This is a genomic window from Streptomyces sp. NPDC005551 (genome assembly GCF_042871785.1).
GTDB lineage: Bacteria > Actinomycetota > Actinomycetes > Streptomycetales > Streptomycetaceae > Streptomyces.
This window is the reverse complement of the sequence record NZ_JBIAJE010000002.1, coordinates 132501-147971: the sequence shown is the minus strand read 5'-3', so window position 1 is coordinate 147971 and position 15471 is coordinate 132501. Positions and strand designations below refer to the sequence as shown.

Sequence of the window (15471 nt, the reverse complement as noted above, 5' to 3'; positions counted from 1 at the left end):
CGTCTGCCTCGCGACGCCATGCACGCACTCTCGCCGCACCGGGCATAGACCCAAGTACGTCCAGTACGAGGCTCTACGCCCGGCACGCCGAGAGCACGCACCTGACGCCGCGAGGCCGCCCTCCGGGCGACGACGGGAATTGGCAGACAGGCCCTAGGGACGGCGGGCGCCCGTACGCCCGGTAGCATGGCCGGTACGGCAGACGAGCCGGGCGGGCGGCCGCGTGGAGGTTCTTGTGGACCTCCCCGAGGAACGTCCGGGCTCCACAGGGCAGGGTGGTGGCTAACGGCCACCCGGGGTGACCCGCGGGACAGTGCCACAGAAAACAGACCGCCGGGGATCCAGGTCCCCGGTAAGGGTGAAATGGTGGTGTAAGAGACCACCAGCGCCTGAGGTGACTCAGGCGGCTAGGTAAACCCCACCCGGAGCAAGGTCAAAAGGAGCGCGGTAAAACGCGCTCTGCGCGGACGTTCGAGGGCTGCTCGCCCGAGTCCGCGGGTAGACCGCACGAGGCCGGCGGCAACGCCGGCCCTAGATGGATGGCCGTCGCCGGCGGGTTCGCAAGAACCCACCGGAACAGAACCCGGCGTACAGCCCGACTCGTCTGCCATTAGGGCTCCGACCTGGCCTTATGGCCTGTTCGGGGCCCTTTGTCATGTCTGGGTACATCTCGCCTTACCTGCGAACAGGGCGAGTCATTCGGTGACCGCGCGGTCTCGCGGTACGGCCTTGGCGAGTCCTTCGCTGTCGAGCGTTCCAGTACGGCTAGGACGTGCCAGCCAAGATCGTCGTCGGCGAAAAAGTACACATCGCCAGCCAGGACAGCCCTCACGCTGCAGCAGGTGAGGGTGGTCCGTCTTTGTGGTCCGAGCCTCTTGGGCATGTGGACGCGGGGCGCCATCCTGTCGCGCAGCGTGCCTTGAACGGGCACTGGTGGAGCACTGGTGTCCTCTCGCCCTGTTTCTGCTTTGTGTTGCCAACTCGTCAACCACTGACCTTAGTTGTATGAAAATATGATCGACATGCGTCATGGTCATGGCGCTCAGTCGATCGTTTGGGATCGGCGCAGAGGTCGGCGGTCACGGAGGAAGGTACTTGGCAAGGCACGAGGACAGCCGCAGGGATGACGATCCCGCTCCCCTCCACGATCCCTCGCGGACAGCCTCGTTCGTGATGGTCCACGTAGGTCAATCGCCCGGAACCCAGCGCAACCTGCGGTACGGGATCGAAACCCGGTCGTGGGGGTTTCCTGTGTGGAAGCCCGAGTACCGGTCCGCGCGTCCGCGCTTCGCCGTGCTGGCCACGGGAGTGGGTCCGCGCGTACAACTCGACGTATGGAGGAAAAGGAAGATCACTCTGTACCTGTTCGAGGTACGTGAGAACTTCTACGGGGCAGAGGCTCCTCACTGGCCGGACGAGGAAGCCGAGAACGCCATCAGGTACCCGGTGCGCTTCGGCATCGAGCCACTGGCTGTACTCCACGACGTCAGTCTCGATGAGGACGGGCCGCTTGGCTTGGCCGCCAGTGACGCCATACGTGTTTCGGGCACTCAACGAGGCATAGGCATGCTGGTCGACATGGATCCGCAGTCGTTGCTCGATGCGGCCGGGATCCCGGCCAACTGGTCCGAAGAGCAGACGGTGGCCCTGAACCACACGCCCGGCTTCACCGAGGAGCAGGTGAAGCCGCCCAAGCAGCCAAAGCGGCCCTCCAGTGGAGCGGGCTTCGTTTTCGACCCCAAGAAGCGCAAGGCCATCGAACTGCATGCGGAGGACATGGCAGCCGCTCACTACGAGGGGGAGGGCTGGATAGTCGAACGCCTTGGCAAGCCGTACGACCTCCGCTGCACCCGTGAAAGGGAAGAGCGCCGCGTAGAGGTGAAGGGGACAACGGGAGCGGCCACGAGCGTCGACCTGACGATCAACGAGGTCGAGCATGCCCGAGACCCGCAGAACACCGTGGACCTATTCGTGGTCAGTGACATCAAGGTGGACTTGCGGACCGACACATACACAGCGAGCGGCGGCAGGGTGTTGCACCTCCATGACTGGGCGCCGGCTGAGGCGGATTTGAGGCCGCGGAGCTTCGAGTACCGCCTACCGCTCGCCTGACTGCCCAGATGCACCTTCAGGGATCCGGGAGCAAGCCCCCGCTGGCCCCCTTGGTTTCGAGTCCACAGCCCTTCATGGAGATGGTCCGTGCCTCTTCTTCGCATGTCCGCACGTGCACTGTTCGATCAGTGCAGTGATGGAACCCTCTTCGAGCGGCTCGAACGGAAGTACCGTTCGGTGCTCTTTCAGCCCCCTTCGTCCAGTGAACGCCGCTCGTGGGAGAACAGTCTCCCGGCCCTGGCAGAGGTTCTGTGCGACGCGGGGCTGGATGGCATCGAGGTGCTGATCGAGCAGCGATTACCCCTTACCAGCCTGCGCGCAGATATTGTCCTTGCCGGGTCCCACCCCAGGACGGGCAGTCCGTCCTACGTCATCGTCGAGCTCAAGCAGTGGAGCGAAGCACGCCTCGTTCCTGGCACTGACAATTTATGTCTAGTGGCGAGAATGGGAAATCGACCGGCTCTGCATCCCGTGGCCCAGGTGCGCCGCTACTGCGACTACGTGCAGGACTTCACCAACGTACTGAGTGATCAGAAGGACGCCGTCGCGGGCGTGGCCTATCTGCACTACGCAGCCGATCGGGATGTCAGTGAACTGCTAAGATTACCCGACGCGAGAGCTCAACTCTTCACGGATACATCCCGCGGAGAACTTATTCAGTATCTGCAGAGCCGTCTTTCTGCCCTGGATGGTTCGGAAGAGGCTGATTATCTCCTGGCTAGCCCCTGTGCTCCTGGTCGTCACCTGATGCGTGCCGCTGCTGCCGAAATAATCGACGGCGGTGAGTTTCTCCTGATGGATGAGCAGGAGGTGGCGGCTCGTCTGGTGAAGCGGGCGGCGGACCTGTCGCGCCAGTCGGACCAAAAGGAAGTCATAGTAATATCCGGAGGTCCTGGTTCGGGTAAGAGCATTATTGCGCTGCACCTGATGGGACACCTCGGGAGGAACGGGCGAAGCGTTGTCCACGCCACCGGATCCAAATCCTTCACTACCACTCTTCGACACGTCGTCGGCACTAGGAACAGCCGAATTCCAAAGCTTTTCCGTTATTTCTTCGACTTCACAAGTGCTGAACGAAACGGGCTGGACGTCTTGATCTGTGACGAAGCCCATCGCATTCGCCAGCGGTCGTCGAGGCAGGGCGCGTACGCCGGGCAGGGGAGCGGTCGAAGTCAAGTGGAGGAACTCATCGACGCAGCCAGGGTACCCGTCTTCCTGATCGACGAGCATCAGGTCGTGAGGCCCGAGGAGATGGGAAGTGTCGAGACCATCGACGAGGCTGCTCGCGCGCGCAGGTGCATTGTTCGCCATGTCGACCTCAACAGCCAGTTCCGGTGCGGCGGGAGCCGTGCCTACGAACATTGGGTCCTCCGTCTCCTCGGCCTTGAGCCCGGTGGTCCGATTCAGTGGCAGCCCGAGGAAGATTTCGAGCTGCTTGTCGCCGAATCGCCCCAGAGGATGGAGAGCTACCTACGAGGCCGGCAGGAATCCGGCTACACCTCGCGCATGACGGCAGGATTCTGCTGGCAGTGGAGCGATCCACGCATTGACGGCAGTCTCGTCGACGACGTGGTTATTGGGGAATGGTGCAGGCCCTGGAACCTTAGAGGTGAGCGATCTGTAGGAGGGGCACCCGTCTCCTCGCTGTGGGCCACTGATCCGTCAGGATTCGGGCAGATCGGGTGCATTTACACGGCTCAAGGATTCGAGTATGCCTGGAACGGAATGATCTTCGGTCCCGACCTCGTATGGCGCGGAGACGGGTGGCGTGCTGTTCGTGGAGAGAGCAAGGACCGCACCGTGAAAAAGGCGGAGCCAGAAGCCTTCGGTCGCCTTATTCGAAATACCTACAAAGTGCTACTCACGCGGGGGATGGTCGGTACCGTACTCTACTCAACCGATCCGGAGACTCAGGCCATGCTGGCTAGCCTGGTCCCGGCTGGGATAAAGCAGAGCCCGTGAGTGGGGGACCTTCACCACCCACGTGGTTCGCCGGTCCTCCAAAGAGCCGGGTGACGCCTACCTGCGCATAGGAGAGCTGCTGCATCGGTAACGACAGCGTCCGGCAAGTGGACGTGTGGGGTCATTGGTGTCGGACAGGCTGCGGGGCTGTCCGAGGCGGAGCTGTTCCGAGCCGGCGCCCTTGCAGACGGGCGTCATTCCCGCCCAGCAGCATCGCACCAAAGCTTCGGCTGCTGCCCCAGACCATCTGTGCTTGCCGGAGGTCGACGAGCGGGCGGGCAAGGGACTGAAGTTCGCGCAGGCACTGCCGCCCAAGCTAGCCGAATCCACGCCGGCGAAGCGGCTGGCCGAGTTGGAGTCGGCAGCGCGAGTGCTCCCCGATTCTGTGCGGTTCGTTGTGCGTCCACGATGAGTACCTGGGCGCCCGCCGAGAAAGAGTCGCGTAGTGACGTCAGTTCTGGGGTCGAGCAGGCATTCACCGAGCCTCACACGAGTCGACCCGGTACCGCTTCCGGTCGGGCGGCGCTGCCATCAGCCTCGTGCCCTTGCGCGGGTTGTGGCCCGCCGCCCCGATCACCGCCTGCGCGACCTCGCCGACCTCCTCCGTGAGCTTCAGCATCCGCAGCAGGAGTTCCTCCCGGCCGTCGTGCGTGCGGTGGTCGTCCAGCCAGGTGTGCAGGTCGTCGATCGTGGCCCAGAGGTCTTCGGCGGCAGCGGTGTGATCAGCCATGGGGGCAGTCTCTCCCCCCCGAGGCCGACGGTGAGGCCTACTCCTCGAACAGGTGACGCCTACTCCTCGAACAAGGGGTCCTGCTCGCCCTCGGCCGCCCTCCGGACCCGCTGGTTGCGGGTGCCCACCACCACCAGCGTCGCCGCCGCCGTCACGGCGAGCGCCGTCGGCACCATCCAGCCGCGGTTCACCGTGTGGCCGAGCAGGTGGTCCAGGGAGAGCCGGCCCGGTCCCGTCACGGCGAGGCCCGCCGCGGCCAGGCCCAGGTACGCGGCGTGCTCGTAGCCGCCGCTCTGCGCGAAGAAGCCGTTGGGCGCGTGCACCGCCGCCGCGCCCGCCATCCCGCCCGCCGCCGCGGCGCCCGCCGCCGGTGTCGCGAGGCCCAGCGCGAGCAGCGTGCCGCCGCCCGCCTCGGCCAGACCCGCCGCCGTCGCGCTGGCCCGGCCGGGCGTGTACCCCATGGACTCCATGGCCGTGGCGGTTCCGGAGAGGCCACCGCCGCCGAACCAGCCGAACAGTTTCTGCGCCCCGTGCGCGGCCAGCACCCCGCCCGTGCCCAGCCGGAGCAGCAGCAGGCCCAGGTCGTTTCGGTCGTAACAGGTCACCATGACTCCCAGAGCAGAGCAGCGGACAGCGTCGGAATGGACCCCTCCCGCGTTCACCCTCGCACCGATCGGCCGGGTGCGGCGGGCCCGGACCCGCCGTACGGGTGGCGCCCTCCGGGGAGCGGTGTGAGTGTGACTGGCATGACGATTCAGGTGACCAAGCTCAGTGACCCGGCCGTGCGGGCCTTCGTCAGTGCCGTGAACGCCCACGACCACGCGGCTTTCCTTGCCGTGCTCACCCCGGACGCCACCATGTCCGACGACGGCTCCGACCGTGACCTCGCCGACTGGACCGACCGGGAGATCTTCTCCTCCCACGGCCACCTGGAGGTCGACAACGAGTCCAACGGCGGCCGTTCCCTCCTCGCCCGCTACAGCAACGACACCTGGGGCGAGATGAAGACACGGTGGACCTTCGTCGTCGAGGACGGCAGGGTCTCCCGCTTCGAGACCGGCCAGGCCTGAACACCGGTATCAGCGACGGCCCTTGCCCTCGTGTGCGCTCCAACTCCTAGCGTCCTGCGGCATGAACGACAACACGTGGCACGCGCGCAGGACACTGGGACGCAGCGGCATCGAGGTGAGCGCGCTCGGCTTCGGCTGCTGGGCCATCGGCGGGGAGTGGTCGTCCGCCGACGGGCAGCCCCTGGGCTGGGGCAGGGTCGACGACGAGGAGTCCGTACGGGCCGTGCGGCGCGCCCTCGACCTCGGTGTCACCTTCTTCGACACCGCGGACGCGTACGGCGCCGGGCACAGCGAGCGCGTCCTCGGACGGGCCCTGGGCAAGCGGCGGGCCGACGTGGTCGTCGCCACCAAATGGGGCAACGTGATCGACGAGGACCGCCGGCTCCTCGTAGGGAGCGACGACTCCCCGGCGTACGCCCGGCGGGCCCTGACCGCCTCCCTGCGCCGGCTCGACACCGACCACGTCGACCTCTACCAGCTCCACCTCTCCGACGCCGACCCTGAGCGTGCCGCCGAACTGCGCGACACGTGCGAGGAGTTCGTGCGTGAGGGACTCGTCCGGGCCTACGCGTGGAGTACCGACGACCCTGAGCGCGCGGCCGTCTTCGCGGCCGGTCCGCACTGCGCGGCCGTGCAGCACCGTCTCAACGTGCTCCAGGACGCCCCCGAACTCCTCGCGCTCTGCGCGGAGTCGGACCTCGCCAGCATCAACCGCAGCCCCCTCGCCATGGGGCTGCTCACCGGCAAGCACCGCGCGGGGCGCGCGCTCGCGGCCGGGGACATCCGCAGCACCCCGCCCGCCTGGCTGCCCGGCTTCTCCGAGGGCGAGGGCGCCGACCCGCACTGGCTCGCCCGGGTCGACTCCCTGAAGGACATCCTCACCAGCGACGGCCGCACCCCGGCACAGGGTGCCCTCGCCTGGCTGTGGGCGCGCAGCCCGCGCACCGTCCCGATCCCGGGCTTCCGCTCGGTCGCCCAGGCCGAGGAGAACGCGGGCGCGATGGCCAAGGGGCCGCTCACCGCCCGCCAGTTGACCGAGATCGACGACGTGCTCGGACGGTGAACGGACGGACCGGGCAGGGCGGCGCCGTCCCCGGCGCGCCCCAACCCCGCGTACGGCCGAGGTGACCCCCCGGTGCGGCGGCGCCCTACCCCCGCGTACGCCTGCGTGGCGACCCCCGGCCCTACCCGCGTACGCCTGCGGGGCGCCCCCGGCCCCGCCCTTACCCCGCGTACGCCTCGGGCGACTCCCGGCGCGGTACGTCCTGCTCGGTCAGCGTGATCCGGCCCGCCCTGATCGTGGCGAGCCGCGGTGCGCGGCGGGCGATCGACGAGTCGTGGGTGACCATGACGAACGTCAGCCCGTACTCGTGCCACAGCCCTTCGAGCAGGGCCATGATGTCGTCACGGGTGCCCTCGTCGAGGTTGCCGGTCGGCTCGTCGGCGAGCAGCACCTTGGGCCGCTTGACCAGGGCGCGGGCGATGGCGACGCGCTGCTGCTGGCCGCCGGACAGCTCCGCCGGCGCATGCGCCAGCCGGTCGCCGAGCCCGACCGAGGCCAGCGCCTCGGCGGCCCGCGCGCGCCGCTCCGCGGGTTTCACGCCGAGCGGTACGAGCGCCGTCTCGACGTTCTCCTGCGCGGTCAGCGTCGGGATGAGGTTGAACGCCTGGAAGATGATCCCGACCTTCTCGGCGCGCAGCCGGGTCAGCTTGGCCTCGCTGACGGAGGCGAGGTCCACGCCGTCCAGTTCGACGCTGCCGGAGGTGGGGCGGTCCAGGCCGCCGATCATCTGGAGCAGCGTGGACTTGCCGCCGCCCGTGGGGCCCTGGATGACGAGCTGGTCGCCGTCCTCGATGACGAGGTCGACACCGCGCAGCGCCTCCACCGTCTCCTTGCCGCGCGTGTAGCGCTTGGTGACGCCGGTGAGCTTGTACATGAGGTTCTCCGAGGGGAATGAGGGTCGCCCGGGGCACGGTCGTCTCCCGGTCGGGGGCAGGGGGGTCAGGAGACGCTGCGCAGGGCGTCCGCGGGCCGCATGCGGGAGGCACGCCAACCCCCCATGGCACCGGCGATCAGACCGCCCGCGATGGCGAGGCCCGCCGCGAGCGCGATGGTGGTCACCGAGACCGGCGCGGACAACGCGATCTCCACGGTCTTCGAGGCCGCCTGCCGGCCCGGCCCGCCGCCGCCCGGGCCGCCGCCCGCGCCGCCGCCGGAGGCGAGTTCCGCGGTCAGCTTCGGGCTGATCGCGGTCACCGTGTACGCCGCGCCGAGACCGAGGGCGATGCCGAGCGCGCCGCCGAGCAGGCCGTTCACGATCGACTCGCCGACGACCTGCCGGGTGACCTTGCGGGAGGGCCAGCCGAGCGCCTTCAGCGTGCCGAACTCGCGCACCCGGCGGCTGACCGCCGACGAGGTGAGCAGCGCGGCCACCAGGAAGGCGGCGATCAGGACCGCGACGGACAGCCACTTGCCGACACTGGCCGCCAGGTTCGAGGCCGTCGACAGGGAGCCGGAGACGGTGTCGGCGAGGTCGGCGGAGGTCGTGACCGTCGTGCCCGGGATGTTCTTCCGGATGGCCGCCTTGACCGTGTCGATCTGCTTCGAGTCGGTCGCCTTGACGTAGATCGTGGTGACCTTGTTCTTCGCGTCGCCGAGCGTCTGCGCCTGCTTCAGCGGCAGGTAGACGTCGGTGGTCGTCTCACTGCTGTCCGGTGTCGCGATGCCGATGATCTCGTACGCCGTGCCCGAGATCTTGAGCTTCTCGCCGACCGTGTACGAGTTCTCCTTCGCGTACGACTTGCTGACCACGGCGGCTTTCGCTGCGGACTGGGACGCCGTGAAGGTCCTCCCCTTGGTGATCTTCGACGTGGCGAGCGGGCCGAGGTCCTGCTCGGTGACGTCGATCCCCGCGACGGAGTACGAGTTGACATCGAAGGAGGCGCCGCCGCCCTGCACCTGCGGCCGGCCGCTCCCGCCGCCCTGTGCGGCGCCGGGGCCGCCCTGCTGCTCGGTCGTCGAGGACTTCGCCTTGCCCTGGGTGAAGGAGCCGTCGACCTTGGTGACGTTCAGGCTCAGCGCGCCGACCGCGCTCGCCACGCCCTGCTGCGCGGCCACCTCGTCGACGAGCGAGGACTTCAGGGACTGGCCGCCCTGGGTCATCACCCGGTCCGAACTCTGCGTCGTGTCGCTGTCCGACTCGGCGTCGAAGTCGAACTTCGGTCTGCCCGTCGCGTTCGCGGAGGGCGCCGCCACGGCCTTGGTGACCGTCATGTCGGTGCCGAGCCCGTACAGCGACTTCAGGACCTTGTCCTGCGCCTGCTGCATGCCGGCCGACACCGAGTTGACGGTGATGACCAGCGCGATACCGAGCGCCAGACCCATGGCGATCACCAGGGCCGCCTTCTTGCGCCGGCTCAGCTCACGCTTGAGATAGATGCCAAACATCCCGTTCCTCAAAGGTTCTCGGCGCCCGCTGTGGGCGCGGCCACAAGCTATGGAGAAAGTTTTGAGGCGGGCTGAGTAAAGGGTGTGCGCGGGCTGAGAATGCAGCGTTCGGAATCAGAATCCGGTAAGACAGCTGATTCCTGTGCGGAAGAGGGTGTACGGCCAGGAAAGCCCTGTTGACTGGGGGCAGGTGAGCCTTTCCGTCACAATTCCCGGTCACCCGTCCGGGGCCTGCCCGGGGCCTGTCCGGGCCCCGTCCCGGTGCCTTTGCCGTCCCTTTGGCAGCGGCATGCCCTCCCTTTATGACCCCGCCGCACGGCGCCGCGAGGCCGCTTTGTACGGTCCCGGGATGCGTGATTCCTCTCGGCTCACCCGCCGTGCCGCTCTCGGCCTCGCCGCCGCCGCCGTTCCGTCCACCGTCGCCGGCCCCGCCTCCGCCGCCACCACGATCGGCGGTGAGCGGCTGGGGCGCGCGGGAGTCCAGGTGCGCGGCGCCTCGGGCCTGCCCCGGCTCACCGCCCGGGCCTGGCTGATCGCCGACCACGAAAGCGGGCGGGTGCTCGCCTCGTACGACGCGCACCGGCGCCTGGCGCCCGCGTCCACCCTGAAGATGCTGTTCGCGGACACGCTGCTGCACAAGTTCGGGCGGACCGAGCGGCACACGGTGACCGACGCGGACCTCGCCGGGATCCCGGCCGGCTCCAGCCTGGTCGGTATCCGTCCCGGAATCACCTACACCGTCGAGCAGTTGTGGCTCGGCGTCTTCCTGCGGTCGGGCAACGACGCGGTGCACGTGCTCAGTCACCTGAACGGCGGGGTCGACGAGACCGTCGGCCAGATGCAGGTCAAGGCCGCGGACCTGCAGGCCCTGGACACGCACGTGGTGAGCCCCGACGGCTTCGACCACAGGGGTCAGCTCTCCTCCGCGTACGACCTCACGCTCTTCGCCCGGCACGGCCTGCACAACGCGGACTTCCGCGCCTACTGCGCGACGCCGACCGCGGACTTCCCGGCCGGCGGCAAGAAGACCTTCCAGATCCAGAACACCGACCGTCTGCTGACGGGGGCCTGGGGCATGGAGACGTACCAGGGCCTGATCGGGGTGAAGAACGGCTACACCAGCCACGCGGGCAACACCTTCACCGGGGCGGCCACCCGCGGCGGCCGTACGCTCCTGGCCACCCTGATGCACCCCAAGCGCGCGGGGAACGGCGTCTACGAGGAGACGGCCGCCCTGCTCGACTGGGGCTTCGCGCACGCGGGGAGCGCCGAGCCGGTGGGTGTCCTGGTCGATCCGATCAGCGAGGGCGGGGCGAAGGCGACGGCGACCAGGAAGCCCGCCGGGGGTGCCGCCGGCGCTCCCGCCTCCTCCGGTGCGGGCACCTCGCCCTGGGGACCGGCCGCCGGGGCGGCCGGAGCGCTCGCGCTGGCGGCGGGCGGCGCGTTCGCGTGGCGCCGCCGCAGAAGCGGGCGGGGCGGCGGCGACGGCGGGGCCGCGGCGGAAGAGACCCACCGGGGGTGAACGCCGGGAGTGGTCCTCCCGGGCCCCGCCCCCGACCCCGCCCGGGTCTTGCGCCCGCCCCGGAGGCCCCGGACAGACCCGCCGGGGCGCACCGGCCACGCCGGCGGCACACGGTGTCTGTCCCGCTAGTCAGCGCCCCGGGCCCCGAAATGAGCGATGCGGGAGGCCACTTGGGCAGGGAAAACGCAACTTAGACAGGGCCCGCGGAGGCAGCTACCTTCACCTGGTCCTCGGCGATCGCTCACGGTCGCACAGGAGTTCCTTCACCCTGAGCCACCCCGCGACGGGGGCTGAGTCGGTCACGCCCCGCGAAGCCTCGCCCTCCTGCACCCCTCAACCAGGGAGAGACGCATGCCCCGACTTGCGCTGTACACATTCGGTGTCCTGAAGACACCCCTCGCCGATCCCGCCCCTCTCACGTCCGAGTTCTACGACATCGGTGAGGCCGTCTACCGGCAGATCAGTCAGCACCCCGGGTACCTCGCTCACGCCGAAGCGGCAGACGCTGAGCGGGGCGCGCTCTTCGAGGCGGACTGGGGTGCCTGGGGAGAGTTCGCCGTACCGCCCTGGTACGGCAAGAGCCGCACGGCGGAGACCACCGCCCTGGCCGCGACCCTCTCACTCTGGACCGGCCTGCGCCCCGCCTTCGACGCCCTCTACACCGGTTCGCACCGGGAGGCGCTGAACAGGCGTTACGACTGGTTCGAGAGGGCAGAACACCCGAACTACGTGTTCTGGTGGGTTTCCGACGGCGTGCCACCCACCTGGCAGGACGGGGTTTCCAGGCTGGAACACCTTCACGACCACGGCTCCGCGCCGCACGCCTTCACCTTTCACCACTCGTTCGACCCGGAGGGAACTCCGGCCAGGATCAACGGCATCGGGCCGGATCGCGATCAAGTTCGCTGACAAGGAAGCCCGCACGACCCGGTCCGCCGTCGATCGCCCCGACCGCCCCGCCCGGCCTCAGCCGCGGCCCACGTACGGCATCGCCGTCGCCAGTACCGTCGCGAACTGCACGTTCGCCTCCAGCGGCAGTTCGGCCATGTGCCGCACGGTGCGGGCCACGTCCGCCACGTCCATCACGGGTTCGACGGCCAGTTCGCCGTTCGCCTGCAACGTTCCCGTCCGCATCCCCTCGGTCATCTCGGTGGCCGCGTTGCCGATGTCGATCTGGCCCACCGCGATCCGGTACGGCCGCCCGTCCAGGGAGAGCGCCTTGGTCAGCCCGGTCAGCGCGTGCTTGGTCGCCGTGTACGCGACCGACCGCGGGCGGGGCGTGTGCGCCGAGATCGAGCCGTTGTTGATGATCCGACCGCCCTGCGGGTCCTGCTCCTTCATCTGCCGGTACGCCGCCTGCGCGCACAGGAACGCGCCGTTGAGGTTGGTGTCCACCACGTGCCGCCAGGCGTCGTACGGCAGTTCCTCGACCGGGACGCCCCCGGGACCGAACGTGCCCGCGTTGTTGAACAGCAGGTCCAGGCGTCCGAAGCGGTCGCGTACGGCCGTGAGGAGGGCGGCCACGTCGTCGGGGTCCGAGACGTCCGTGCGTACGGCCAGGGAGGGGGCCCCGGGAACCAGGGCGGCCGTCTCCTCCAGGGTCTCGGTCCTGCGGCCCGCCAGCGCCACCGACCAGCCCGCGCGCAGCAGTTCCGCGGCGACCGCGCGGCCGATGCCGGAGCCCGCCCCGGTCACCACCGCGGTCTTCGTTTGCATGGCATTCATGGCCCCGCAGCGTACGGGAGGGTCCACCGTCCGGAACTCATCCATCCGCCATCTTGCTGTTGTGTACGCGACAGCCCAACGTCGACCCTGGCCACTCCAATGCCTCGTACCACCACCGTCAGGGGAGGGCCAGATGACACCCGCAGCCCATCAGCCATCGCACAGCTCGCAGCACGGCGCCGAACTGCGCGCCGCCGCCCGCCACATCGGACGCCGCCGCTTCCTCACCGTCACGGGCGCCGCCGCCGCGCTCGCCTTCGCCGTCGACCTGCCCGCCGCGGGCGTGGCGAGCGCCGCAGAACTCGACGCGGCGAGGATCACCGACGACCCCTTCACGCTCGGCGTGGCCTCGGGCGACCCGCTCCCCGACTCCGTCCTGCTGTGGACCCGGCTCGCGCCGGCGCCGTACCAGGCCGACGGCGGACTGCCCCGCAAACGCGTCACCGTGCACTGGGAACTGGCCCACGACGAGCGCTTCAGCCGCGTCGTCAGACGCGGCACCACCGTCGCGCACCCCGAGTTCCACCACACCGTGCACGTGGAGGTCGGTCACCTCGACGCCGACCGGATCTTCTACTACCGCTTCCGCACCGGCAGTTGGGTCAGCGAGACGGGCCGCACCCGCACCGCGCCCGCCACCCGCAGCCGCACCTCCGCGCTCACTCTCGCCGCGGTCTCCTGCCAGGCGTACCACGACGGCTACTTCACCGCGTACGGACACCTCGCCGAGGACGACGTCGACGTCGTCTTCCACCTCGGGGACTACCTCTACGAGTACGCCGTCAACTCCGTCGGCGGCGCCCGCAAGTACACCGACCGCACCCTGCCCGACCTCTTCAACCACGAGACCGTGACCCTGGAGGACTACCGCCTGCGGTACGCCCTCTACAAGTCCGACCCCGACCTGCGGGCCGCCCACGCCGCCCACCCCTTCGTCGTCACCTGGGACGACCACGAGACCGAGAACAACTACGCGGGCGACATCGACGAGAACGGCAACCCGCCGGAGGAGTTCCTGCTGCGCCGCGCCGCCGCCTACCGCGCCTACTGGGAGAACCAGCCGCTGCGCCGGCCCCAGCTCCCGGACGGGCCCGACGCGCGCCTCTACCGGCGGCTGCGGTGGGGCCGCCTCGCCCAGTTCGACATCCTCGACACCCGCCAGTACCGCTCCAACCAGGCGTACGGCGACGGCTCGCACGTCCCCGGCCCCGAGTCGGACGACCCGGCGCGCACCATCACCGGGGCGACGCAGGAGCGCTGGCTGCTCGACGGGTGGCACAAGTCGCGGGCGCTGTGGAACGTGGTCCCGCAGCAGGTCACCTTCTCCCAGCGGAAACTGGACCTGAACCCGGTCGCCAAGGTGTCGATGGACGCCTGGGACGGCTACCGCGCCTCGCGCCAACGGGTCCTCGCCGGGGCGAAGTCCGCCGGGATCGAGAATCTGATGGTGCTCACCGGCGACGTCCACGTCGGGTACGCCTTCGACATCAAGGACGACTTCGACGACCCGGCGTCGGCGACGCTCGGCACGGAGATCGTCGCGACGTCCATCGCCAGCGGCAAGGACGGCGCCGAGCGGCCCGCCAACTGGGCCACGTACACGAAGGCCAACCCGCACCTGAAGTTCTACAACGGACGGCGCGGCTACGTGACCGTCGAGCTGGGGCGCCAGGAGGCGCGGGCCGACTTCAAGACGGTGCCGGCGGTGACGACGCCGGGGGCGCCGATCACCACGGCCGCGTCCTTCGTGACGGAGGTGGGCGACCAGGGCCTCGAGCCCGCCTGAGCCGACGGCGAGCCGTGCGCCGGCCCGGCCCGGGCCGGCGCACGGGCGTCAGCCGGCCTCCCCGGGGTAGCGGACGCCGATGCGGTCCCGTATCGCGTCGAGCGTCCGCATCACCGCGAGGGTGCCGTCCAGCGGGACCAGCGGCGACTCGGTCTCACCGGCGCGCAGGGCCCGCATCACCTCGGCGGCCTCGTGCCTGAGGCTGCTGCGGGGGCCGCTCGCCGGGTCGGCCATGAACTTCTCCGGGTCGCGGCCGTCGCGGTGCAGGACGAAGTGCTCCGGGAAGAAGAACCCGTCCGGGATGTCGATACGGCCCGCGGAGCCGGTGACCGACGCGGACACCGGGGTGCCGCCGCTGATGGAACAGTGCACCGAGGCGAGGGCGCCGCTCTCGAAGGACAGCAGCGCACCCGTCTGGAGATCGACGCCCTCGTCGGAGAGCACGGCCCGCGCGGTGACGTCCGAGGGCTCCCCGAGCAGCAGCTGCGCGAACGACACCGGATAGACGCCGAGGTCGAGAAGCGCGCCGCCGCCCTGCGCGGGATCCCGCAGCCGGTGCGACGGCGGGAAGGGCCCGGCCAGCCCGAAGTCGGCCTGCAACGTGCGCACGTCACCGATCGCGCCGTCGTCCACCAGCGCCTTGAGCCGCCGGATCAGCGGATTGCAGTACATCCACATGGCCTCCATCAGGAAGCTGCCTCGCTCCCGGGCGAGCGCCACCAGCTCCTCGGCCTCCCGCGCGTTCAGCGTGAACGCCTTCTCGCACAGCACGTTCCGCCCGGCCTCCAGGCACAGGCCCGCGGCCACCCGGTGCGCCGAGTGCGGAGTGGCCACGTACACCACGTCGACGTCCTCGTCCGCGGCGAGCGACGCCCAGTCGCCGTACGCCCGGGGTATCGCGAACCGCTCCGCGAACGCCTTCGCCGACTCCTGGCTGCGCGACGCCACCGCGACGACCTCCGCGTCCGGCAGATCCACCAGATCCGCCGCGAACGCCGCCGCGATCCCTCCGGTCGCCAGAATTCCCCACCGCACGCTCTCGCCCGTCATTCCCGGCCTCTCGCCCTGTGACCCCGAACACTCCGTACGAGCTGAGAGCATAGGTGGCGGACCGAA

The 15471-nt window shown here is 69.4% G+C and carries 12 protein-coding genes, 1 other RNA gene and 1 pseudogene; 8 read left to right on the top strand and 6 right to left on the bottom strand.

The window, feature by feature from the left end:
• Positions 1 to 203 precede the first annotated feature (203 nt).
• The 3 genes from rnpB (at position 204) to ACFYP4_RS04880 (ending at position 4074) form a co-directional block, all read left to right on the top strand.
• Positions 204 to 607: RNase P RNA component class A (gene rnpB, locus ACFYP4_RS04890), an RNA gene on the top strand.
• Between the two features lie 422 nt (positions 608 to 1029).
• The gene (locus ACFYP4_RS04885; protein ID WP_388782873.1) at positions 1030 to 2112 is read left to right on the top strand and encodes a protein NO VEIN domain-containing protein; all 1083 of its coding nucleotides are present in this window, start codon (positions 1030 to 1032) and stop codon (positions 2110 to 2112) included.
• A gap of 102 nt (positions 2113 to 2214) precedes the next feature.
• Positions 2215 to 4074, top strand: coding sequence for a DNA/RNA helicase domain-containing protein (locus ACFYP4_RS04880; protein WP_388783813.1), 1860 nt, complete (start codon positions 2215 to 2217; stop codon positions 4072 to 4074).
• A gap of 538 nt (positions 4075 to 4612) precedes the next feature.
• Here ACFYP4_RS04880 and ACFYP4_RS04875 read toward each other — a convergent pair.
• Together ACFYP4_RS04875 and ACFYP4_RS04870 are read right to left on the bottom strand one after the other, a co-directional pair.
• A pseudogene (locus ACFYP4_RS04875) lies at positions 4613 to 4804 on the bottom strand (MazG-like family protein); the annotation flags it as partial.
• 59 nt (positions 4805 to 4863) lie between these two features.
• Positions 4864 to 5409 (bottom strand): DoxX family membrane protein, encoded by a 546-nt coding sequence (locus ACFYP4_RS04870; protein WP_358855453.1) that lies wholly within the window; start codon positions 5407 to 5409, stop codon positions 4864 to 4866.
• A gap of 141 nt (positions 5410 to 5550) precedes the next feature.
• On the opposite strand from ACFYP4_RS04870, the gene ACFYP4_RS04865 reads away from it, so the two are divergent.
• Together ACFYP4_RS04865 and ACFYP4_RS04860 are read left to right on the top strand one after the other, a co-directional pair.
• Positions 5551 to 5874 (top strand): nuclear transport factor 2 family protein, encoded by a 324-nt coding sequence (locus tag ACFYP4_RS04865; RefSeq protein ID WP_358855445.1) that lies wholly within the window; start codon positions 5551 to 5553, stop codon positions 5872 to 5874.
• A 61-nt stretch (positions 5875 to 5935) separates the two neighbouring features.
• Entirely contained in the window at positions 5936 to 6937 is a 1002-nt protein-coding gene (locus tag ACFYP4_RS04860; RefSeq protein WP_358855446.1) for an aldo/keto reductase, read from the top strand.
• 160 nt (positions 6938 to 7097) lie between these two features.
• Here the strand turns inward: ACFYP4_RS04860 and ACFYP4_RS04855 are convergent, their stop codons facing one another.
• Both ACFYP4_RS04855 and ACFYP4_RS04850 read right to left on the bottom strand, forming a co-directional pair.
• The gene (locus ACFYP4_RS04855; RefSeq protein WP_358855447.1) at positions 7098 to 7811 is read right to left on the bottom strand and encodes an ABC transporter ATP-binding protein; all 714 of its coding nucleotides are present in this window, start codon (positions 7809 to 7811) and stop codon (positions 7098 to 7100) included.
• A 65-nt stretch (positions 7812 to 7876) separates the two neighbouring features.
• Entirely contained in the window at positions 7877 to 9322 is a 1446-nt protein-coding gene (locus ACFYP4_RS04850) for an ABC transporter permease (RefSeq protein ID WP_358855448.1), read from the bottom strand.
• Between the two features lie 349 nt (positions 9323 to 9671).
• Here ACFYP4_RS04850 and ACFYP4_RS04845 point away from each other — a divergent pair, with 349 nt between their 5' ends.
• Together ACFYP4_RS04845 and ACFYP4_RS04840 are read left to right on the top strand one after the other, a co-directional pair.
• Entirely contained in the window at positions 9672 to 10844 is a 1173-nt protein-coding gene (locus ACFYP4_RS04845) for a D-alanyl-D-alanine carboxypeptidase (RefSeq protein WP_358855449.1), read from the top strand.
• 351 nt (positions 10845 to 11195) lie between these two features.
• Entirely contained in the window at positions 11196 to 11753 is a 558-nt protein-coding gene (locus ACFYP4_RS04840) for a DUF3291 domain-containing protein (protein WP_358855450.1), read from the top strand.
• A gap of 57 nt (positions 11754 to 11810) precedes the next feature.
• On the opposite strand, the gene ACFYP4_RS04835 is transcribed toward ACFYP4_RS04840, so the two are convergent.
• Complete coding sequence (locus ACFYP4_RS04835) at positions 11811 to 12569, bottom strand: SDR family oxidoreductase (RefSeq protein WP_358855451.1); 759 nt, start codon at positions 12567 to 12569, stop codon at positions 11811 to 11813.
• A 133-nt stretch (positions 12570 to 12702) separates the two neighbouring features.
• On the opposite strand from ACFYP4_RS04835, the gene ACFYP4_RS04830 reads away from it, so the two are divergent.
• Positions 12703 to 14355 (top strand): alkaline phosphatase D family protein, encoded by a 1653-nt coding sequence (locus ACFYP4_RS04830; protein ID WP_358855452.1) that lies wholly within the window; start codon positions 12703 to 12705, stop codon positions 14353 to 14355.
• A gap of 48 nt (positions 14356 to 14403) precedes the next feature.
• Here ACFYP4_RS04830 and ACFYP4_RS04825 read toward each other — a convergent pair whose 3' ends face one another.
• Positions 14404 to 15405 carry a Gfo/Idh/MocA family oxidoreductase gene (locus ACFYP4_RS04825; RefSeq protein ID WP_358851587.1) on the bottom strand — a complete coding sequence of 334 codons (1002 nt, stop codon included), beginning with the start codon at positions 15403 to 15405 and terminating at the stop codon, positions 14404 to 14406.
• Positions 15406 to 15471 lie beyond the last annotated feature (66 nt).

Coding starts and splice junctions, on each gene's coding strand:
- ACFYP4_RS04885 (WP_388782873.1), top strand. CDS start 1,030: ATGGTCATGGCGCTCAGTCGATCGTTTGGGATCGGCGCAGAGGTCGGC.
- ACFYP4_RS04880 (WP_388783813.1), top strand. CDS start 2,215: ATGTCCGCACGTGCACTGTTCGATCAGTGCAGTGATGGAACCCTCTTC.
- ACFYP4_RS04865 (WP_358855445.1), top strand. CDS start 5,551: ATGACGATTCAGGTGACCAAGCTCAGTGACCCGGCCGTGCGGGCCTTC.
- ACFYP4_RS04860 (WP_358855446.1), top strand. CDS start 5,936: ATGAACGACAACACGTGGCACGCGCGCAGGACACTGGGACGCAGCGGC.
- ACFYP4_RS04855 (WP_358855447.1), bottom strand. CDS start 7,811: ATGTACAAGCTCACCGGCGTCACCAAGCGCTACACGCGCGGCAAGGAG.
- ACFYP4_RS04850 (WP_358855448.1), bottom strand. CDS start 9,322: ATGTTTGGCATCTATCTCAAGCGTGAGCTGAGCCGGCGCAAGAAGGCG.
- ACFYP4_RS04845 (WP_358855449.1), top strand. CDS start 9,672: ATGCGTGATTCCTCTCGGCTCACCCGCCGTGCCGCTCTCGGCCTCGCC.
- ACFYP4_RS04840 (WP_358855450.1), top strand. CDS start 11,196: ATGCCCCGACTTGCGCTGTACACATTCGGTGTCCTGAAGACACCCCTC.
- ACFYP4_RS04835 (WP_358855451.1), bottom strand. CDS start 12,569: ATGAATGCCATGCAAACGAAGACCGCGGTGGTGACCGGGGCGGGCTCC.
- ACFYP4_RS04830 (WP_358855452.1), top strand. CDS start 12,703: ATGACACCCGCAGCCCATCAGCCATCGCACAGCTCGCAGCACGGCGCC.
- ACFYP4_RS04825 (WP_358851587.1), bottom strand. CDS start 15,405: ATGACGGGCGAGAGCGTGCGGTGGGGAATTCTGGCGACCGGAGGGATC.